General features: G+C 67.9%; 18 protein-coding genes. 12 read left to right on the forward strand and 6 right to left on the reverse strand.

What is annotated here, in order from left to right; genetic code table 11:
* The first annotated feature begins 128 nt into the window (after positions 1-128).
* Both rpmB and rpmG read left to right on the forward strand, forming a co-directional pair.
* Entirely contained in the window at positions 129-362 is a 234-nt protein-coding gene (gene rpmB / locus AC07O4_RS15290; RefSeq protein ID WP_007830293.1) for a 50S ribosomal protein L28, read from the forward strand.
* An 11-nt stretch (positions 363-373) separates the two neighbouring features.
* Positions 374-547, forward strand: coding sequence for a 50S ribosomal protein L33 (gene rpmG / locus AC07O4_RS15295; RefSeq protein WP_007830291.1), 174 nt, complete (start codon positions 374-376; stop codon positions 545-547).
* 166 nt (positions 548-713) lie between these two features.
* Here the strand turns inward: rpmG and AC07O4_RS15300 are convergent, their stop codons facing one another.
* The 3 genes from AC07O4_RS15300 to AC07O4_RS15310 all read right to left on the reverse strand — a co-directional run bounded on the left by AC07O4_RS15300 (position 714) and on the right by AC07O4_RS15310 (position 5,229).
* Entirely contained in the window at positions 714-1,928 is a 1,215-nt protein-coding gene (locus AC07O4_RS15300) for a DesA family fatty acid desaturase (RefSeq protein WP_495304994.1), read from the reverse strand.
* A gap of 132 nt (positions 1,929-2,060) precedes the next feature.
* Positions 2,061-3,332 carry an RsmB/NOP family class I SAM-dependent RNA methyltransferase gene (locus AC07O4_RS15305; protein WP_495304995.1) on the reverse strand — a complete coding sequence of 424 codons (1,272 nt, stop codon included), beginning with the start codon at positions 3,330-3,332 and terminating at the stop codon, positions 2,061-2,063.
* 43 nt (positions 3,333-3,375) lie between these two features.
* The gene (locus tag AC07O4_RS15310) at positions 3,376-5,229 is read right to left on the reverse strand and encodes a M48 family metalloprotease (RefSeq protein WP_495304996.1); all 1,854 of its coding nucleotides are present in this window, start codon (positions 5,227-5,229) and stop codon (positions 3,376-3,378) included.
* 54 nt (positions 5,230-5,283) lie between these two features.
* On the opposite strand from AC07O4_RS15310, the gene AC07O4_RS15315 reads away from it, so the two are divergent.
* Positions 5,284-5,532: a DUF1653 domain-containing protein gene (locus tag AC07O4_RS15315; RefSeq protein WP_062483076.1), complete on the forward strand. Its 249-nt coding sequence runs from the start codon at positions 5,284-5,286 to the stop codon at positions 5,530-5,532.
* Here AC07O4_RS15315 and AC07O4_RS15320 read toward each other — a convergent pair.
* Together AC07O4_RS15320 and purN are read right to left on the reverse strand one after the other, a co-directional pair.
* Complete coding sequence (locus tag AC07O4_RS15320) at positions 5,520-5,828, reverse strand: I78 family peptidase inhibitor (protein ID WP_223301392.1); 309 nt, start codon at positions 5,826-5,828, stop codon at positions 5,520-5,522. The genes AC07O4_RS15315 and AC07O4_RS15320 overlap by 13 nt on opposite strands.
* 59 nt (positions 5,829-5,887) lie before the next feature.
* Positions 5,888-6,484: a phosphoribosylglycinamide formyltransferase gene (purN, locus tag AC07O4_RS15325; protein ID WP_495304997.1), complete on the reverse strand. Its 597-nt coding sequence runs from the start codon at positions 6,482-6,484 to the stop codon at positions 5,888-5,890.
* A 173-nt stretch (positions 6,485-6,657) separates the two neighbouring features.
* Here purN and AC07O4_RS15330 point away from each other — a divergent pair, with 173 nt between their 5' ends.
* The 4 genes from AC07O4_RS15330 to AC07O4_RS15345 all read left to right on the forward strand — a co-directional run bounded on the left by AC07O4_RS15330 (position 6,658) and on the right by AC07O4_RS15345 (position 11,214).
* Complete coding sequence (locus AC07O4_RS15330) at positions 6,658-7,839, forward strand: acyl-CoA dehydrogenase family protein (RefSeq protein WP_062482930.1); 1,182 nt, start codon at positions 6,658-6,660, stop codon at positions 7,837-7,839.
* A 12-nt stretch (positions 7,840-7,851) separates the two neighbouring features.
* The gene (locus tag AC07O4_RS15335; protein WP_495304998.1) at positions 7,852-8,967 is read left to right on the forward strand and encodes an acyl-CoA dehydrogenase family protein; all 1,116 of its coding nucleotides are present in this window, start codon (positions 7,852-7,854) and stop codon (positions 8,965-8,967) included.
* Positions 8,968-9,063: 96 nt separating this feature from the next.
* Entirely contained in the window at positions 9,064-10,422 is a 1,359-nt protein-coding gene (locus tag AC07O4_RS15340) for an alpha/beta fold hydrolase (protein WP_495304999.1), read from the forward strand.
* Positions 10,423-10,428: 6 nt separating this feature from the next.
* Positions 10,429-11,214, forward strand: coding sequence for an enoyl-CoA hydratase (locus AC07O4_RS15345; protein ID WP_495305000.1), 786 nt, complete (start codon positions 10,429-10,431; stop codon positions 11,212-11,214).
* A 46-nt stretch (positions 11,215-11,260) separates the two neighbouring features.
* Here the strand turns inward: AC07O4_RS15345 and AC07O4_RS15350 are convergent, their stop codons facing one another.
* On the reverse strand, positions 11,261-11,821 hold the full coding sequence (locus AC07O4_RS15350; protein ID WP_062480919.1) for an HNH endonuclease: 561 nt from the start codon (positions 11,819-11,821) through the stop codon (positions 11,261-11,263).
* A gap of 165 nt (positions 11,822-11,986) precedes the next feature.
* Between AC07O4_RS15350 and AC07O4_RS15355 the strand changes: the two genes are divergently transcribed.
* The 5 genes from AC07O4_RS15355 to AC07O4_RS15375 all read left to right on the forward strand — a co-directional run bounded on the left by AC07O4_RS15355 (position 11,987) and on the right by AC07O4_RS15375 (position 18,740).
* On the forward strand, positions 11,987-13,024 hold the full coding sequence (locus AC07O4_RS15355) for a bifunctional riboflavin kinase/FAD synthetase (protein ID WP_307694915.1): 1,038 nt from the start codon (positions 11,987-11,989) through the stop codon (positions 13,022-13,024).
* Positions 13,025-13,149: 125 nt separating this feature from the next.
* Positions 13,150-15,999, forward strand: coding sequence for an isoleucine--tRNA ligase (gene ileS, locus AC07O4_RS15360; protein ID WP_495305001.1), 2,850 nt, complete (start codon positions 13,150-13,152; stop codon positions 15,997-15,999).
* Positions 15,999-16,514: a signal peptidase II gene (lspA, locus tag AC07O4_RS15365; RefSeq protein WP_062480914.1), complete on the forward strand. Its 516-nt coding sequence runs from the start codon at positions 15,999-16,001 to the stop codon at positions 16,512-16,514. Before ileS ends, lspA begins: the two co-directional genes overlap by 1 nt.
* A gap of 164 nt (positions 16,515-16,678) precedes the next feature.
* The gene (locus AC07O4_RS15370) at positions 16,679-17,698 is read left to right on the forward strand and encodes a LacI family DNA-binding transcriptional regulator (protein WP_495305002.1); all 1,020 of its coding nucleotides are present in this window, start codon (positions 16,679-16,681) and stop codon (positions 17,696-17,698) included.
* Between the two features lie 28 nt (positions 17,699-17,726).
* On the forward strand, positions 17,727-18,740 hold the full coding sequence (locus tag AC07O4_RS15375) for an ABC transporter substrate-binding protein (protein ID WP_062480910.1): 1,014 nt from the start codon (positions 17,727-17,729) through the stop codon (positions 18,738-18,740).
* Positions 18,741-18,747: the final 7 nt, after the last annotated feature.

Consider the following 18,747-nt stretch of genomic DNA (forward strand, 5'->3'; position numbering starts at 1 on the left):
CTCCCACCGGGAGTCGGGTTGCGGCAAATCCGGGGTACCGCCACCCGTTTCTGGCGAGGTCAAGCTGTAAAACACCCTGCAATCGCCCTGATTGCGCTGGTGCCAGCTGTTCAAGAAAGAGTGTCCACATGGCACGCGTATGCGACGTAACGGGCAAAGGCCCGATGGTCGGAAACAACGTTTCCCACGCCAACAACAAAACCAAGCGCCGGTTCCTGCCGAACCTGCAATACCGCCGTTTCTGGGTCGAGACCGAAAACCGTTGGGTTCGCCTGCGCGTTTCGAGCGCTGCACTGCGCCTGATCGACAAGAACGGTATCGATGCCGTGCTCGCAGACCTGCGTGCCCGCGGCCAAGCTTAAGGAGCTGAATCATGGCAACGAGCAAAGGCGGACGCGAAAAGATCAAGCTGGAATCCACCGCGGGTACCGGCCACTTCTACACGACGAGCAAGAACAAGAAGACGATGCCTGAAAAGATGTCGATCATGAAGTTCGACCCCAAGGCGCGCAAGCACGTCGAATACAAGGAAATCAAGCTGAAGTAATTCGGCCTGTTCTCCCCAAAAAACCCGCTGCTCACCCAGCGGGTTTTTTATTGCCTGTCGTTTTTGTGAACGCAGAAAAAGGCAGGCACAAAAAAGCCGACCCGCAGGTCGGCTTCTTCACTGGGCAAGAGCAGCAGCGCGGGAGGCGCCGGCCCTTTGCTCTTCGTCAGGCGCGCGCAGCGCGCAGGCGGGTCGAGAACTCGCGCAGGCCGGCAATGCCGCTGGCTTCCGCACGGTGGCACCAAGCCGCCAGGTCGGCCGCCAGCTGCTCGCGCGATTGCGAGGTGTTCAGCCAGAGCTGACGCAGCTCTTCGCGCATCGTGACCATCTTGTCGAGCACCGGGTGCGCAGCACGGGCCTGCACCAGATGGGTGCGCGCCGAGGCGGGCACCTTGTCGTCGTCGCGATGCAGCCAGCGCTTGGCCGCCTTGAGCACCGACAGGTCGGCGCCCTTGGCCTTCAGCACGTCGATTTCTTCGCTGGTCGCGCGGCGCATTTCGCGGGCGTAGCCGGCCATCACTTCGTAGCGGTTGGCAATGACGGCCTCAAGCGTCTTCTCGTTGGCCACGGGCTGGATGTCGCCCATCTGCATCTTCGGCGGCACCTTCTTGACCTTGGCCCAGCCGAGCTTCTGGAACACCTGGATGTAGACCCAGCCGATGTCGAACTCGTACTTCTTGACCGAGAACTTGGCCGAGGTGGGGTACGTGTGGTGGTTGTTGTGCAGCTCTTCGCCGCCGATGATCAGGCCCCAGGGCATGATGTTGCGGCTGGCGTCGGACGCCTCGAAATTGCGGTAGCCCCAGTAGTGGCCGATGCCGTTGATGATGCCGGCGGCGGTGATCGGGATCCAGAGCATCTGGACAGCCCACACGGTCAGGCCGAGCCCGCCGAACAGCGCCAGGTTGATCACCAGCATCAGGCCCACGCCTTGCCAGCTGTAGCGCGTGTACAGGTTGCGCTCGATCCAGTCATCGGGCGTGCCGTGACCGTAGCGCTCCATCGTTTCCTTGTTCTTCGATTCCTTGCGGTACAGCTCGGCGCCGCGCCAGAAGACTTCGTCGATGCCCTTGACCTGCGGGCTGTGCGGGTCGTCGGCGGTTTCGCACTTTGCGTGGTGCTTGCGGTGGATGGCGACCCATTCCTTCGTCACCATGCCGGTGCCGAGCCAGAGCCAGAAACGGAAGAAGTGCGAGGGGATCGGACCGAGGTCCATCGCCTTGTGTGTCTGCGTGCGGTGCAGAAAGATCGTGACCGCTGCGATGGTGATGTGCGTGGTGACGAGCGTGTACAGCACGACTTGCCACCAGGCAATGTCCCACAGGCCGTGTCCGAGCCATTGGATGACCGCGTTCAGAACGGCGGAGTCAGGAAGCATCATTGAGTCAGGTACTCCATGGCCACACGAAGGTGCAGCCTTCAGGTAACCCGCGATTTTAGGATGTCAGGGCCAAAACGAGGCCTTTTGTCCTTCTGTCACACCGCAGATTTACCCTAGTTTGGAGCCCCGCGCCTATTTCCGGTTCCACACGGCGGCAAAAAAGCCGTCGGTGGCGTGGCGATGCGGCCACAGCCGCAGGTAGCGCCGGCCGTCTTCCCCGCCCGCGCACAGGGCCTCGGCGCCCTCCACCTTGAGCGCCTGGAGCAATTCCGCCGCATCCATGGGCACGAAATCGGGGTTCGCGGCGGCAAAAGCCTCGGCGATGGCCTCGTTTTCCTCCGGCAGCACGCTGCAGGTGGCGTACACCAGCCGGCCGCCCGACTTCACGAGCCGCGCCGCGCTTTGCAGGATGGCGGTCTGCTTGGCCGTCAGTTCGGCCACCGACTTGGCCGATTGCCGCCATTTGAGGTCCGGATTGCGGCGCAGCGTGCCGAGCCCCGAACAGGGCGCGTCGACCAGCACGCGGTCGATCTTGCCGGCCAGGCGCTTGATCCGGTCGTCGCGCTCGTGGGCGATCGCGGCCGGGTGCACGTTCGACAGCTTGCTGCGCGCCAGCCGCGGCTTGAGCGCATCGAGGCGGTGGGCCGAGGTGTCGAAGGCGTAGAGCCGGCCGGTGTTGCGCATGGTCGCGCCGATGGCCAGGGTCTTGCCGCCGGCGCCGGCGCAGAAATCGACCACCATCTCGCCGCGCTTGGCGTCCAGCAGCAGCGCGAGCAGCTGCGAGCCTTCGTCCTGCACCTCGATGGCGCCGCGCACGAACGCGTCGAGCTTGGTCAGCGCGGGCTTGCCGTCGATGCGCAGCCCCCAGGGCGAGAACGGCGTCACTTCCGATTTGATAGCAGCCTTCGCAAGCTCCGCCTTCACTTCGGCCCGCTTGTCGGTGAATGCATTGACGCGCAGGTCGAGCGGCGCCGGCTGCTGCAGGCTCTCGACCATCGGCCAGAAACCGTCGCCCAGCTGCGCCTTGAGCGGCGTGACCAGCCATTCGGGCAGGTTGTGGCGATGGCGTTCGAGCAGGTCGTCGGGCTTGACGGCGTCGCAGTTGTCGAGCCAGCGCTTCTCGGTGTCGTTGAGCGCGCTCTTCAGGAAGTCGCGCGGGCCGTGAAAGCCCAGGATCGCCATGCGGCGCTCCTTCGAACCGCTGCCCGAGGGCGACAGGTGATCGAACAGCAGCTTCTTGCGAAGCACGGTGTAGACGGTTTCGGCGAGCGTCGCGCGCTCGCGCGGGCCGAACTCGCGGTGGTCGCGGAAAAAGCGCGAAACGACCTGGTCGGCCGGGTGATCGAATTTCAGGACCAGGCCGACCAGATCGGCGGTGGCCTCCAACAGGGCTTTGGGATGCATAGCCCCGATTGTCTCAGCCGGCCGGCCTCGCGGCCGAAACGCCTCAGGCGCCGCGCACCCAGACGGTCCCGAAGGCCTGCCGCTCGATGTCTTCCAGCGTGGGCGAGTGCCCCGCCCAGAGCACCAGCGCCGCTCCCGGCAGGGTCAGGGTCTGCTCGAGTTCGCGGCACAGGTGCCAGCGGTCCTCGTCGCCGAGCCCCGGCACCTCGACGAACACGATGTAGGCCCGCCGCCAGGCGAACTCGCGCAGGTTCTTGCGCACCACCCACAGCCGCGACACCGGCAGACAGCGCGCGATGTCGGCGCGCAGCTCGCCCAACTCGTGGTCGTTCAGGTCGTGGCGCGAGATCTGGCTGAAGAACGGCGTGTCGGTGATCTCTTCCCAGGCGCGCGCCTCGGCCTCCTCCGCCTCCTTGAGCCGCGCGCGCCACAGCTTGAGCCCCTGCTCGTCGTGCGGCCCGGCTTCGGGATCTTCGAGGGACGCGACGGCATTCTTGGCCGCCCACCAGCGGCTGGCCACGCCCGACTGGTGCAGCCGCTCGAGCACCACCAGGCGCTCGGCGCGCTCGCGCACGGGCAGCATCTGGGCCAGCCCACGCAGCGCGCCCGGGTGGTCCGGCGCGATCCGCAGCGCGCTTTCGTAGCGCGCACGCACCGGCGCCGCCGGATCGAGCCGGCGCTCGGCGTCGGCCCACTCGACCATCTCGTCGGGCGTGTTGCGCTCGCCGCGAGCCGCCAGCACCGCGATGCGCTCGCGGATGCGCGAGCGGTGCGCGTGGTGCTGCTTCCAGTCGGCGGCGTGGGCGCGGCGCCAGGCGTTGTCGAAATGCGAGATCCACTTGTGCTTGTCGGCCAGCATGTCGAGCGCAGGCCGTTGCGACCAGGCCGGCAGCGCCGCCTTCTGGTTCAGCGCTTCCAGCCGGTCGCGCAGCACGGGATGGGTGTCGTCCAGGTCGCTCACGCGCCGCATCGCCTCGCGCAGCGCCTGGCGCGCGAACTCCTCGCTCGGCGGCGTGCGGGCGCGCTGCCGCAGGGCGGCGAACGGGCCGGGCGGCAGCGGCTCGCGCTCGGCGCGCGCCCAATGCCAGGGCCAGAACTCGCTGGCGTACCAGTTGCCCTTGATGGCCACTTCGGTGAGCGCGGCCGCGGCCACCGCGGTGCCGAGCAGCCGGCCCGAGATGCGGTCGGCCTCGTATTCGTCCTGGCGGGCCAGCGCGAAGGTCTTGGCGGCAAAGCGCGGGAAGTACCAGCGGAAGAAGGCCTGCGACACCAGCGCCATCACGCCCTCGTCGCGCTGCAGGCTGGCATCGAGCCGCAGCCACGACAGCCGCGTGCGGTAGATCCAGGCGCTCAGCCGGCCATGGTTGCCGCGCAAGTGACCGTATTCGTGGGCCAGCACCGACAGCAGGCGCTGCCGGTCCAGCATCATCAGCAGCGGCAGGCCGATGCTCAGCGAGTTGAGCGCACCGCCGAACAGGCCGAAGCGCGGCACCTGGCGGATGCTGGCGTTGAAGTTGTCGTCCAGGTAGACGCGGTGCACCGGCGGCCCCTTGATGCGCTCGCGGATGCGGTCCAGCGCCTCGAACAACCCGGGCGCGTCGGCGCGCGTGAGCGGCTCGCCGTCGGGCTCGTCGAAGTGCACCCAGAGCGCGCGCAGGGTCGCCCAGAACAGGCCCAGCGCGAACACCAGCAGCCAGCCGCGGGTGAAGTTGAAGCGCCCGTCGGCCACCGAGACGACCACCCAGGCCACAATGCCCACCGCCAGCCCGAGGCAGGCCAGCACCCAGAGGTAGCCGAGCGCGGCGAACGCCGCGACGCCACGCCGGTAGCGCGCGCTGTCGTCCGCACTCGCGTGCTCGCTCAGGCGTACCAGGTGAACAAAATCCGCACGGTCCATCCGACTCCCGTCAAAGACTCATCCGACAGTTGTTACCGAAGAAAGAAGCCCCCGTTGAACGACGAAGACCTCCCTCCCCTGATCGAAACGCCCCCCGGTCGCTACCGCCACTACAAGGGCGGCGAGTACGACGTGATCGGCACCGTCCGCCACAGCGAGACGCTGGAGCCGATGACGCTGTACCGCGCCCTCTACGGTGCCCGCGGCCTGTGGGTCCGGCCGGCCGCGATGTTCGAGGAAACCATCGAGATCGACGGCCGCCCGCAGCGCCGCTTCACCCCGATCGACGCTCAGCCGCAGTGAACGTCCTTGACGCGGCCACGCGCGTCGACGCTGATGTTGAGCCGTCCGGGGTTGAGTTCCATCGTGACCGCCTGGTTCGGCTTGAGCACCCGTGCCGTGCCGGCGCCTGCGCGCGCACGTGCCGCGGCTTCGAGCTGAGGCGTCACCTGCTGGCCCACGGCAAAGCGGGCGCCTTCGGCGTTGCACTGGAAGACGGGTTCGGCCGGCGCGGCGGGCGCAGGCGCGGCGGCGCCCGGTGCCGGCGCGGGGGCCGGAGCGGCGCAGGCGGCCAGCAGGGCCGCGGTGGCCAACGTCAACAGTAGCGATTGGGTTTTCAAAGTTCTGTGCTCCCGAAAACCCAGCAATATAAACAACTTTAAGCTTTGTGACTCAATGTATCCAAAAGCCATCCAGCGATGGCGCGCGGGTACAGCAGGTGCTCCTGGGACAGCACCCGGGCGGCCAGCGTGGCGGCCGTGTCGTCCGGCAGCACCGGCACCACGGCCTGCGCCAGGATCGGCCCGTGGTCGAGCTCGGCCGTGACCTGGTGCACCGTCACCCCGGCCACCTTGCAGCCCGCATCGATGGCGCGCTGGTGCGTGTGCAGCCCCGGGAAGGCCGGCAGCAGCGAGGGGTGGATGTTCACCAGCCGCCCCTCGTAGCGCGCCACGAAGCCCGGCGTCAGGATGCGCATGAAGCCCGCCAGCACCACCAGCGCCGGCGCGTGGGCGTCGACCGCCTCGGCCAGCGCCGCGTCGAAGGCCTCGCGGCTGTCGAAGGCCTGGTGCGGCACCACGGCGGTCGCGATGCCGTGCGATGCGGCCAGCGCCAGCCCGCCGGCCTCCGCCTTGTTGCTGATGACGGCGGCGATGCGCGCGCCGAAGCGCTCGGCCCAGCGGTCGCGCTCGGCGGCGCGCACGATGGCCGCCATGTTCGAGCCGCCGCCGGAGATCAGGATCACGATGTTCTTCATGGGAGGCCGGAATTATCCGTGCCCCGCCAACACCCCGATCAGCCTCCCGTCGACCCGCACGCCGGCGGGCTTGTCGCGACGCGGACACCGGATCGCAGCACGACCGTGCTAAAACTCGCAGTTCCGGAGACACCCCGCGTCTGCGGTGGACCGATCAACACAGCGAGGCACGCATGGATTTGAGCTTCACACCCGAAGAACAGAAGTTCCGCGAAGAAGTTCGCGCATGGGTCAAGGACAACCTCCCCCAGGAGATTTCGCACAAGGTGCACAACGCGCTCGAACTGACGCGCGACGATCTGCAAGGCTGGGCCAAGATCCTCGGCAAGAAGGGCTGGCTGGGCTACGGCTGGCCCAAGGAATTCGGCGGCCCCGGCTGGACCGCCGTGCAGCGCCATCTGTTCGAGGAAGAAACCGCACTGGCCGGCGCGCCGCGCATCATCCCCTTCGGCCCCGTCATGGTGGCCCCGGTGATCATGGCCTTCGGCAACGCCGAGCAGCAAAAGCGCTTCCTGCCCGGCATCGCCAGCGGCGAAGTCTGGTGGAGCCAGGGCTACAGCGAACCCGGCTCGGGTTCCGACCTGGCCTCGGTCAAGACCAAGGCCGAGCGCAAGGGCGACAAGTACATCGTCAACGGCCAGAAGACCTGGACCACGCTCGGCCAGCACGGCGACTGGATGTTCAACCTCGTGCGCACCAGCAACGAAGGCAAGCCCCAGACCGGCATCAGCTTCCTGCTGCTCGACATGAAGTCGCCCGGCGTCACCGTGCGCCCGATCAAGCTGATCGACGGCGGCGTCGAGGTGAACGAGGTGTTCTTCGACAACGTCGAAGTGCCCGCCGAGAACCTGATCGGCGAGGAGAACAAGGGCTGGACCTACGCCAAGCACCTGCTCTCGCACGAGCGCACCAACATCGCCGACGTGAACCGCGCCAAGCGCGAACTCGAGCGCCTCAAGCGCATCGCCAAGAGCGAAGGCGTGTACGACGACCTGCGCTTCCGCGACGAGATCGCCAAGCTCGAAGTCGACATCGTCGCCCTCGAGATGATGGTGCTGCGCGTGCTCTCGGCCGCCACCTCGGGCAAGAACTCGCTCGACGTCGCGGGCCTGCTCAAGATCCGCGGCAGCGAGATCCAGCAGCGTTACGCCGAGCTGATGATGCTGGCCGGCGGCCCCTATTCGCTGCCGCTGATCCGCGAAGCCATGGAAGCCGGCTGGCAGGGCAACTTCCCCGGCGGCAACCCGGCGCTGGCACCGCTGGCATCGACCTTCTTCAACATGCGCAAGACCACGATCTACGGCGGCTCGAACGAAGTGCAGCGCAACATCGTGGCGCAAACCGTCCTGGGCTGAGGAGACACCAACATGGATTTCAATTTTTCGGAAGACCAGGACCAGCTGCGCGACGCCGTTCGCAAGTGGGTCGACAAGGGCTATGACTTCGAGCGCCGCCGCGGCATCGAGGCCAAGGGCGGCTTCTCGCGCGAAGCCTGGGACGAACTGGCCGAACTCGGCCTGGGCGGCCTGTACATCAGCGAAGACGACGGCGGCCTGGGCATGGGCCCGGTGGCCGGCATGGTCGTGATGGAAGAACTGGGCCGCGGCATCGTGCTGGAGCCCTTCGCCCAGACGCTGATCGCCGGCGCCGTGCTCGGCGGCTACGCCGACGCGGCCACCAAGGAAAACTGGCTGCCGCGCATCGCCGGCGGCCAGGCCCTCGTGGTGCTGGCCTACCAGGAGCGCAAGGCGCGCTACCGCCTCGACGTGTGCGAGGCTACGGCCACCAAGTCGGGCAACGGCTACTCGCTGACCGGCGCCAAGAGCGTGGTGCCCGTGGGTGACGAGGCCGATGCCTTCATCGTGCCCGCCAAGGTCGACGGCAAGATCGCCCTCTTCCTGGTCGAGCGCAGCGCCAGCGGCGTCGAAGCCCGCGGCTACGGCACGCAGGACGGCGGCCGCGCGGCCGAAGTCGTGTTCGACAAGGCCGACGCCACGCTGGTCACGGCCGACGGCCTGGCCGCGCTCGAATACGCGGTCGATGTCGGCATTGCCGCCACCTGCGCCGAAGCGGTCGGCGTGCTCGACAAGACGCTCGACGTCACCATCGACTACATGAACCAGCGCAAGCAGTTCGGCGTGGTCATCTCCAGCTTCCAGGCGCTGCGCCACCGCGTCGCCGACATGAAGATGCAGCTGGAACTGGCACGCTCGATGAGCTACTACGCGACGCTCAAGCTCAACGCCCCGGCCGACGAACGCCGCCAGGCGCTGGCCCGCGCCAAGTACCAGCTGGGCACGTCGATGCGCTACGTGGCCGCGAACTCGGTGCAGCTGCACGGCGGCATCGGCGTGACCGACGAGTACATCGGCAGCCACTACTTCCGCAAGCTCACGCAGCTCGAGCTCGCCTTCGGCGACACCTTGCACCACCTGGGTGAAGTGTCGGCACGCATGCAGGACACGGCCGGCGTCTTCGCCTGACGGCTGTTTGTCGATAGCATCCAACGCCCGCCCGCCTTGCGCCGGCGGGCGTTTTCACTTGCGGGGCCCCAGCCCCCTGCCAGGAGAGAGACAGACATGCCTTCCCGCCGCACCCTGCTTGCCTTGGCCCTTGCCGGAAGCACCGCCGTCACCTTGCTGACCGGCTGCGCCACCTCCGCGCCCTCTTCCACCGAGCGTCCGCCCATCGTCTTCATGCACGGCAACGGCGACTCGGCCGCGTTGTGGCAGACCACGATCTGGCGCTTCGAATCGAACGGCTGGCCGCGCGAGCGGCTCTTCGCCATCGACCAGCCGACTCCCCTGGCCCGCGACGACGATGCCGTGGCCCAGCCGGGGCGCAGTTCCACCGCCGACTCGGCCGCGTTCCTGCGCGCCGAGGTCGAGAAGGTGCTGAAGGCCACGGGCGCGCCCAAGGTCGTGCTCATCGGCAACTCGCGCGGCGGCAACACCATCCGCAACTACGTGCAGAACGGCGGCGGCGCGGCCGTGGTGAGCCATGTGGTGCTCGGCGGCAACCCCGCGCACGGCATCTGGAAGGTGAAGGGCCTGCGCGAGAACAACGAGTTCTCGGGGCTCTCGGCCTTCATGCAGCAGCTCAATGCGCCCAAGGGACCGAACGGCGACGAGGTCACGCCCGGCGTGCAGTGGCTCACGCTGCGCTCGGACACCAACGACAAGTACGCCCAGCCCGACGGCCTGTGGATCGGCGCGCCGGGCCAGCCGACGAACATCGGCTTCGACGGGCCGGCGCTCAAGGGCGCCACCAACCTCGTGCTGCCGCGCGTGGACCACCGCGAGACCTCGTTCTCGCCGGCGGCCTTCGCGGCGACCTGGCGCTTCCTGACCGGCCAGGCGCCGGCCAGCACGGCGGTGGCACCAGAATCGAAGGTCGTGCTCGACGGCCGCGCGACCGGCGCGGACAACCTGGCACTGACAGGCGCGCGCGTCACGGTCTTTGCCATCGACCCGGCCTCGGGCGCGCGGCGCGGCGAGGCGGCGCACCAGCAGACGGTCGGCGCCGACGGCCGCTGGGGCCCGTTCAGCGCGCAGCCCACCGCACGCTACGAGTTCGTGCTCGACGTGCCCGGCCAGGGCACCACGCACATCTACCGCAGCCCGTTCGTGCGCAGCAGCGGCGTCGTCAACCTGCGGACCGAGCGCCTGGCGCCGGCCGAGAGCGGCGCGGGCGCGGTGGTCGTCTTCACGCGCCCGCGCGGCTACTTCGATGCGCAGCGCGACACGATGAACTTCGACGGCCAGAGCCCGCCGCCCGGCGTACCGGCCCAGGGCGCGGGGCAGTCGAGCTCGCGGCTGCGCATTGCGGCCGGCGCGCCGCAGCGCACGGTCAGCGCCGAGTTCAACGGCGAGCGCCTCACCGGCCAGAGCTGGCCCGCCGCGCAAGGGCACACGACGGTGCTCGAGCTGACGTACTGAACGGCCATGAACGACACGCCCCCCTTCGTCCTGACGGCCCGCGACGCGCGCGGCGTGGTCACGCTCACGCTGAACCGCCCCGCCGCCTTCAATGCGCTGTCCGAAGGCATGCTGGGCGCGCTCGAGCAGGCGCTCGGCGCGGTCGCCGCCGATGACACGGTGCGCGCCGTCGTCATCGCCGCGGCGGGCAAGGCGTTCTGCGCGGGCCACGACCTGAAGGAGATGCGCGCCGAGCCGTCGCTCGGCTACTACCAGCAGCTGTTCGACCGGTGCGGCGCGATGATGCTGTCGATCCAGCGGCTGCCCGTGCCGGTGATCGCGCGTGTCCACGGCATCGCGACCGCGGCAGGCTGCCAGCTGGTGGCGGTCTGCGACCTCGCGGTGGCCGCCAGCGACGCGCGCTTTGCGGTCAGCGGCGTCAACGTGGGGCTGTTCTGCGCCACGCCCGGCGTCACGCTGTCGCGCAACCTCGGGCGCAAGGAAGCCTTCGAGATGCTCGTGACGGGCGAATTCATCAGCGCCGAGGAAGCGCGTGAGAAAGGCCTGGTCAACCGGGTCGCGCCGCCCTCAGGGCTCGACGCCGCCGTCGAGGCACTGGTCGCCAGCATCGTCGCCAAGCCCCGCACGGCGCTCGCGCTGGGCAAGGCGCTGTTCTATCGCCAGCTCGAGACCGGCATCGAGGCCGCGCTGGCCGACGCCAGCCGGACCATGGCCTGCAACATGATGGACGAGAGCGCGCTGGAAGGCGTGCAGGCCTTCATCGAGAAGCGGCCACCGGCCTGGAAGGGCTGAAATGACAAAGGAGGCCGAGGCCTCCTTTTTTCTTGCGCGTCGGGTGTCAAATGTCGTGCAACCGGGACGACTGCGGCAGGTGCGCCATCAAAAATTCCATCTGGTCCGCCAGGATGCGGCGGTTGCGCAGGATGAAGTCTTCCCACAGGCTCGGCACGTAGGGCGCGTACAGCAGCGGCATGTTCGCCTGCTCGGGCGTGCGGCTGCTCTTGCGGTGGTTGCAGGGCTTGCAGGCCGTGACCACGTTCATCCAGGTGTCGATGCCGCGCTGCGCGAACGGAATGATGTGCTCGCGCGTGAGTTCGTCTTCGTGGAAATGGCCGCCGCAGTAGGCGCAGATGTTGCGGTCGCGCGAGAACAGCTTGCTGTTGGTCAGGCCCGGGCGCTGCGCGAAGGGGTTGATGCGCGGCACGCCCTTGGTGCCGATGATGCTGTTGATCGCGATCTGCGACTGCTCACCCGTGATCGCGTTGTGGCCGCCACGGAACACGGCCACCTGCGCGCCCACTTCCCAGCGGACTTCGTCCGCCGCGTAGTGGATCACCGCCTGTTCCAGCGATATCCATGACTGGGGCAGCCCTTGGGCCGACAGCTTCAAGACCTTCACACACGCCTCCTCGAAACGAGAAAAACACGCAGAGACCAGAGACTCGGAATGCGTTGGCGACTCACGCCAACCCACCCACTGCGTCACAATATACCGGCTTTGTGACAAATCGGCCTGATTTGCCCATACGACGGGCATCAGGCGCTATCAAAAAGATACTCTCCCATGCAGGTTTTCCGCGGCTTCCGACACCCGGGCGTAGCTCCGGCCTGCGCCCTCACGATCGGCAATTTCGACGGCGTCCACCGCGGCCACCAGGCCATGCTGGCGCTGTTGCAGACCGAGGCCCGCCATCGCGGGCTGCCCAGTTGCGTGCTGACCTTCGAGCCGCACCCGCGCGACTACTTCGCCGCCGTCACCAAGAAACCCGACCTGGCTCCGGCCCGCATCGGCACGCTGCGCGACAAGCTGACCGAGCTGGCGGCCTGCGGCGTCGACCAGACCATCGTGCTGCCTTTCGACGGCCGGCTGGCGTCCCAGTCGCCCGAGGCCTTCATCCAGAACGTGCTGATCGACGGCCTGGGCGCGCGCTACGTGCTGGTGGGCGACGACTTCCGCTTCGGCGCCAAGCGCGCGGGCGACTACGCCATGCTCGATGCGGCCGGTGAAACCCACGGCTTCGACGTGGCGCGCATGAACAGCTACGAAGTGCACGGCCTGCGGGTGTCCAGCTCGGCCGTGCGCGAGGCGCTGGCCGAAGGCCGCATGGCCGACGCCCACACGCTGCTGGGCCGCCCGTACACGATCTCGGGCCACGTCGTCCACGGCCGCAAGCTGGGCCGGGCGCTGGGCGCCTCGTCGCCGGGCAAGGACGACGGTTTTCGCACCCTCAACCTGCGCTTCAAGCACTGGAAACCGGCCGCCAGCGGCATCTTCGCGGTGCTGGTGCACGGCCTGGCCGACCAGCCGTTGCCGGGTGTCGCCAACCTCGGCGTGCGGCCCTCGCTGGACGCCAACGACGTCAACGCGGGGCGCGTGCTGCTCGAGACGCATTGCCTGGAGTGGCCCTCGCATCTGGGGGCCGAAGGGGCCTACGGTAAAATCGTGCGCGTGGAACTCCTGCACAAACTGCACGACGAATTGCGCTACACCAGCCTCGAAGCCCTCACTGCGGGCATCGCGAAGGATGGCCGCGACGCACGCGCGTTCTTCGCATCGACCCACGCCGAGACCCATCGCCAGACCACGCGCGACCGAATTTAGCCCTGCACGCCCCGTGCTGCCGCCCTTCGACAAGCTCAGGGCGAACGGCTATATCTTCCGCACCGACCGCTCAATGCAGTTCGGGCTGAGCCTGTCGAAGCCCCTCTGTTTCGCCGCACCCCAACATGTCTGACGCTGCTTCCCCCAAAGATTACCGTTCCACGCTGAACCTGCCCGACACCCCCTTCCCGATGCGCGGCGACCTGCCCAAGCGCGAACCGGGCTGGGTCAAGGAATGGAACGACGAAGGCCGCTACCACCGCCTGCGCGACGCCCGCCACGGCGCGCCCAAGTTCATCCTGCACGACGGCCCGCCGTACGCCAACGGCCAGATCCACATGGGCCACGCGGTGAACAAGATCCTCAAGGACATGATCACCAAGGCGCGCCAGCTCGAAGGCTTCGACGCACTGTACGTGCCCGGCTGGGACTGCCACGGCCTGCCGATCGAGAACGCCATCGAAAAGCAGTTCGGCCGCAACCTCAGCCGCGACGAGATGCAGGCCAAGAGCCGCGCCTACGCCACCGAGCAGATCGCCCAGCAGATGGTCGACTTCCAGCGCCTGGGCGTGCTGGGCGAATGGGACCATCCGTACAAGACGATGGACTTCGCCAATGAAGCCGGCGAGCTGCGCGCGTTCAAGCGCGTGATCGAGCGCGGCTTCGTGTACCGGGGCCTCAAGCCCGTGTACTGGTGCTTCGACTGCGGCTCCTCGCTGGCCGAGTTCGAGATCGAGTACGCCGACAAGAAGAGCCAGACCATCGACGTGGCCTTCAAGGCGCACGAGCGCGAGAAGGTGCTCAAGGCCTTCGGCACCGACCACACGATCCTGGGCGACATCTTCGCCGTGATCTGGACCACCACCGCGTGGACGATCCCCGCCAACCAGGCGATCAACCTCAACCCGGAGCTCGAGTACTCGCTGGTCGACACCGAGCGCGGTTTGCTGATCCTGGCCAACTCGCTGGTCGAGATGTGCATGACGCGCTATGCGCTCGACGGCAAGGTGCTGGCCACGGTCAAGGGCGAGGCGCTCGGCGGGCTCGAGTTCGAGCACCCGCTGTACGACGTCGATGCGGGCTACCAGCGCCTGTCGCCCATCTACCTGGCCGACTACGCCACCGCCACCGACGGCACCGGCCTCGTGCACTCCTCGCCTGCCTACGGCGTGGACGACTTCAACTCCTGCATCGCCCACGGCGTGGCGTACGACGACATCCTGAACCCGGTGCAGGGCAACGGCAGCTACGCGCCCGACTTCCCGCTGTTCGGCGGCCAGAACATCTGGAAGGCCGTGCCGGTGATCATCGCCGCGCTGCGCGACGCCAACCGCCTGCTGACCACCGAGACCATCACCCACAGCTACCCGCACTGCTGGCGCCACAAGACGCCGGTGATCTACCGCGCGGCCGCCCAGTGGTTCGTTCGCATGGACGAAGGCGAAGGCGTGTTCACGAAGGACAAGGCGCCCAAGACGCTGCGCCAGACCGCGCTCGACGCCATCGAGCAGACCAGCTTCTACCCAGAGAACGGCAAGGCCCGCCTGCACGACATGATCGCCGGCCGGCCCGACTGGTGCATCAGCCGCCAGCGCAGCTGGGGCGTGCCGATCCCGTTCTTCCTGCACAAGGATTCGGGCGAGCTGCACCCGCGCACCATGGAAATCCTCGACCAGGCCGCCGACATCGTCGAGAAGGGCGGCATCGAGGCCTGGAGCCGCGTCACCGTCGAAGACATCCTGGGCGCCGCAGACGCACCGAGCTACACCAAGAGCACCGACATCCTCGAGGTGTGGTTCGACTCGGGCTCGACCTTCTCGCACGTGCTGCGCGGCACGCACCCCAACGTGCACCACGAGACCGGCCCCGAAGCCGACCTGTACCTCGAAGGCCACGACCAGCACCGCGGGTGGTTCCACTCGTCGCTGCTGATCGCCTGCATGCTGGAAGACCGCGCACCGTACAAGGGCCTGCTCACGCACGGCTTCACGGTGGATGCCAAGGGCATCAAGATGAGCAAGTCGCTCAAGAACGGCATCGACCCGCAGGAAATCAGCAACAAGCTGGGCTCGGAAATCATCCGCCTGTGGGTGGCGGCGAGCGACTACTCGGGCGACATCGCGGGCGACGACAAGATCCTCGCGCGCGTCGTCGACGCCTACCGCCGCATCCGCAACACGCTGCGCTTCCTGCTCGCGAACACCAGCGATTTCGACATCGCGAAAGACGCGGTGCCGCTCGACCAGCTGTTCGAGATCGACCGCTACGCGATGTCGCGCGCGGCGCAGTTCCAGGCCGAGATCCTCGCGCACTACCAGGTGTACGAGTTCCATCCGGTGGTGGCCAAGCTGCAGATCTACTGCTCGGAAGACCTGGGCGGCTTCTACCTCGACATCCTGAAGGACCGCCTCTACACGACGGCGCCGGGTTCACTCGCGCGCCGCAGCGCGCAGACCGCGCTGTGGCACATCTCGCAGGCGATGCTGCGCTGGATGGCGCCGTTCCTGAGCTTCACGGCCGAAGAGGCCTGGAAGATCGTGGGCACCGGCAAGCCGGGCGAGTCGATCTTCACGCAGACCTACAGCCAGTTCGCCGCACCCGACGAGGCGCTGCTCGCCAAGTGGGGCCGCATCCGCGAGATCCGCGACGGCGTCAACAAGGACATCGAGGCGGTGCGCGCCGAAGGCAAGGTCGGCTCGTCGCTGCAGGCCAACCTGCAGCTGAACGCACCGGCCGACGACCTCGCGCTGCTGGGCTCGCTGGGCGACGACCTGAAGTTCGTGTTCATCGCCTCGGCCGTGGCGCTGGCGGCGAGCGACACGCTGTCGACCGTGGTCACGCCCAGCACCGCGCAGAAATGCGAACGCTGCTGGCACTACCGCGAGGACGTGGGCCACGACCCGGCGCACCCGACCATCTGCGGCCGCTGCACGAGCAACCTGTTCGGCGCGGGCGAATCGCGCAGCGTGGCCTGATGGCGACCGCACGTTCCGCCTCGTCGGCCTCGCGTTCGCGCGGGGCCAGCATCTGGCCGTGGCTCGGGCTGGCGACGATCATCGTGATCATCGACCAGTTCACGAAGACGCTGATCCTGGGCTACTACAAGCTCGGCGACGCGACCTACGTGACGAGCTTCTTCAACGTCGTGCGCGCGCACAACACGGGCGCCGCCTTCTCGTTCCTGGCCGACCACTCGGGCTGGCAGCGCTGGTTCTTCACGGCCATCGGCGTGGCGGCGGCGATCTTCATCGTCTGGATGCTGCGGTCGCACGCCGGCCAGAAGCTCTTCTCGTTCGCGATGGCCTGCATCCTGGGCGGCGCCATCGGCAACGTGGTCGACCGCATGATGCACGGCTACGTGGTCGACTTCCTGAGCTTCCACTGGGGCAACTGGTACTTCCCGGCGTTCAACGCGGCGGACAGCGCCATCACGCTCGGGGCGATCTGCCTGATCGTCGACGAGATCCGGCGGGTGCGCCGGGGCAAGTAAGCCAAGTTCTCAACCAAAGGGGCCCACGGGCCCCTTTTTCTTTGGGCCGCACGCTGCGCCAGCGGCCCCGGGGTTCTCCCCACTTCCCTGCCCTGTCATCGCGAAGTCATACTGCGCCGGTCCAATGTAATCGATTACATGAACCCCACCACGGACCCCGCACGATGAGCATCCAAGCAGTAGCCGCCCAGGCCGGGGTTTCCGTGGCCACGGTCTCGCGCGCCTTCAATTTCCCCGACAAGGTGACGCCGGCCACGCGCGAACTGGTCGAGCGCGTGGCGCGCGAACTCAACTACCTGCCCAACGCCAGCGCCCGCACCTTGCGCACCCAGCGCAGCCGCACCCTCGGCGTGGTGCTGCCCACGCTGCTGAACCCGACCTTTGCCGAATGCCTGCAGGGCATCGCGCGCGCGGCCGTCGCGGGCGGCTACGCGATCCTGCCGGTCACCACCGGCTACCGGCTCGACGAGGAAGAGCGCGCCGTCCAGCTGCTGTTGGCGGGCAACGTCGACGGGCTGATCCTCGTGGTGTCGAACCCGTCCACCTCGGCCGCGCTGCAGCGCCTGCAGGCCGCCGCCGTGCCCTACGTGCTGGCCTACAACCGGCACGCCGACCATCCCTGCGTGTCGGTCGACAGCGAAGGCGCGGTGGCCGATGCAGTCACGCGGCTCGTGCTGCTGGGCCACCGGCGCATCGCGATGGTCAGCGGCACGCTGGCCGCGTCGGACCGCGCGCAGCAGCGCTACCGCGGCTACCAGCGCGGCATGGCCGAAGCAGGCCTTGCCGCGCCGCCGCTCGTCGAAGTGTCCTTCGTCGAGACCGCCGTCGATGCGCTGTGCGCGGAGCTGCGCCCGCGCAGCCGCCCCACGGCGCTGGTCTGCTCGAACGACCTGCTCGCCATCCGCAGCATCCGCGCCGCGCATTTGAGCGGCCTCGCGGTGCCCGACGACCTCAGCGTGGTCGGCTTCGACGGCATCGCGCTGGGCGAAGACCTCACGCCCGCGCTCACCACCATCGCACAGCCCAACAGCGACATCGGCCGCCACAGCGTCGAGCTGTTGGCGCAGGCGATCGCGGGTGGCCGCGCGCTGCAGGCCGACGCGAGCCTGCTGCTGCCTCATGCCTTCCGAGACGGCGAGTCGTGCGCGAATGCGCGCGAAGACAACGACGCCGCACTGTCCTGACCTCACCACCCCTCCCAGGAGTTTTTCCATGTCCCTGCGCTTTCACCGCCTCGCCCGCCTCGGCGTGCTGGCCGCCGCCCTCGTCGCCGCCGGCGGCGCCATGGCCCAGACCGCCATCTGCTACAACTGCCCGACCGAATGGGCCGACTGGGGCACCCAGCTCAAGGCCATCAAGGCCAAGACCGGCATCACCGTGCCGGCCGACAACAAGAACTCGGGCCAGTCGCTCGCGCAGCTGGTCGCCGAAAAGGCCAGCCCCGTGGCCGACGTCACCTACCTCGGCGTGACCTTCGCGGTGCAGGCCGCGAAAGACGGCGTGGTCGAGCCCTACAAGCCGGCCGCCTGGAAAGACATTCCCGACGGCCTGAAGGACCCGGCCGGCAACTGGTTCACCATCCACTCGGGCACGCTCGGCTTCATGGTCAACGTCGACGCGCTCAAGGGCAAGCCGGTGCCCAAGTCGTGGGCCGACCTGCTCAAGCCCGAGTACAAGGGCCTCATCGGCTACCTTGACCCCGCTTCGGCCTTCGTGGGCTACGTGGGCGCCGTGGCCGTGAACCAGGCGCGCGGCGGCACGCTCGACAACTTCAAGCCGGCCATCGACTACTTCAAGGCGCTGCAGAAGAACGAGCCCATCGTGCCCAAGCAGACTTCGTACGCGCGCGTGCTGTCGGGCGAGATCGCGATCCTGCTCGACTACGACTTCAACGCCTACCGCGCCAAGTACAAGGACAAGGCCAACGTCGCTTTCGTCATTCCCAGCGAAGGCACGCTGGCCGTGCCCTACGTGATGAGCCTGGTCGCCAAAGCGCCGCACGCGGCCGATGCCAAGAAGGTGCTCGACTTCACGCTGTCCGACGAAGGCCAGGCGATCTGGGCCAAGGCCTACCTGCGCCCGGTGCGCGCCAGCGCCATGCCCAAGGAGATCGAGGCGCAGTTCCTGCCCGCGAGCGACTACGCCCGTGCCAAGACCGTCGACTACGCCCGCATGGCCGACGCGCAGCGTGGCTTCTCCGACCAGTACCTGAAGGAAGTGCGCTGATCCGGCG

The sequence above is a fragment of the Variovorax sp. GW821-FHT09D04 genome (genome assembly GCF_059416405.1).

What these genes read in the sequence shown, in the direction of transcription:
- rpmB (WP_007830293.1), top strand. Translation starts at nt 129, where the DNA reads ATGGCACGCGTATGCGACGTAACGGGCAAAGGCCCGATGGTCGGAAAC.
- rpmG (WP_007830291.1), top strand. Translation starts at nt 374, where the DNA reads ATGGCAACGAGCAAAGGCGGACGCGAAAAGATCAAGCTGGAATCCACC.
- AC07O4_RS15300 (WP_495304994.1), bottom strand. Translation starts at nt 1,928, where the DNA reads ATGATGCTTCCTGACTCCGCCGTTCTGAACGCGGTCATCCAATGGCTC.
- AC07O4_RS15305 (WP_495304995.1), bottom strand. Translation starts at nt 3,332, where the DNA reads ATGCATCCCAAAGCCCTGTTGGAGGCCACCGCCGATCTGGTCGGCCTG.
- AC07O4_RS15310 (WP_495304996.1), bottom strand. Translation starts at nt 5,229, where the DNA reads ATGGACCGTGCGGATTTTGTTCACCTGGTACGCCTGAGCGAGCACGCG.
- purN (WP_495304997.1), bottom strand. Translation starts at nt 6,484, where the DNA reads ATGAAGAACATCGTGATCCTGATCTCCGGCGGCGGCTCGAACATGGCG.
- AC07O4_RS15330 (WP_062482930.1), top strand. Translation starts at nt 6,658, where the DNA reads ATGGATTTGAGCTTCACACCCGAAGAACAGAAGTTCCGCGAAGAAGTT.
- AC07O4_RS15335 (WP_495304998.1), top strand. Translation starts at nt 7,852, where the DNA reads ATGGATTTCAATTTTTCGGAAGACCAGGACCAGCTGCGCGACGCCGTT.
- AC07O4_RS15340 (WP_495304999.1), top strand. Translation starts at nt 9,064, where the DNA reads ATGCCTTCCCGCCGCACCCTGCTTGCCTTGGCCCTTGCCGGAAGCACC.
- AC07O4_RS15345 (WP_495305000.1), top strand. Translation starts at nt 10,429, where the DNA reads ATGAACGACACGCCCCCCTTCGTCCTGACGGCCCGCGACGCGCGCGGC.
- AC07O4_RS15355 (WP_307694915.1), top strand. Translation starts at nt 11,987, where the DNA reads ATGCAGGTTTTCCGCGGCTTCCGACACCCGGGCGTAGCTCCGGCCTGC.
- ileS (WP_495305001.1), top strand. Translation starts at nt 13,150, where the DNA reads ATGTCTGACGCTGCTTCCCCCAAAGATTACCGTTCCACGCTGAACCTG.
- lspA (WP_062480914.1), top strand. Translation starts at nt 15,999, where the DNA reads ATGGCGACCGCACGTTCCGCCTCGTCGGCCTCGCGTTCGCGCGGGGCC.
- AC07O4_RS15370 (WP_495305002.1), top strand. Translation starts at nt 16,679, where the DNA reads ATGAGCATCCAAGCAGTAGCCGCCCAGGCCGGGGTTTCCGTGGCCACG.
- AC07O4_RS15375 (WP_062480910.1), top strand. Translation starts at nt 17,727, where the DNA reads ATGTCCCTGCGCTTTCACCGCCTCGCCCGCCTCGGCGTGCTGGCCGCC.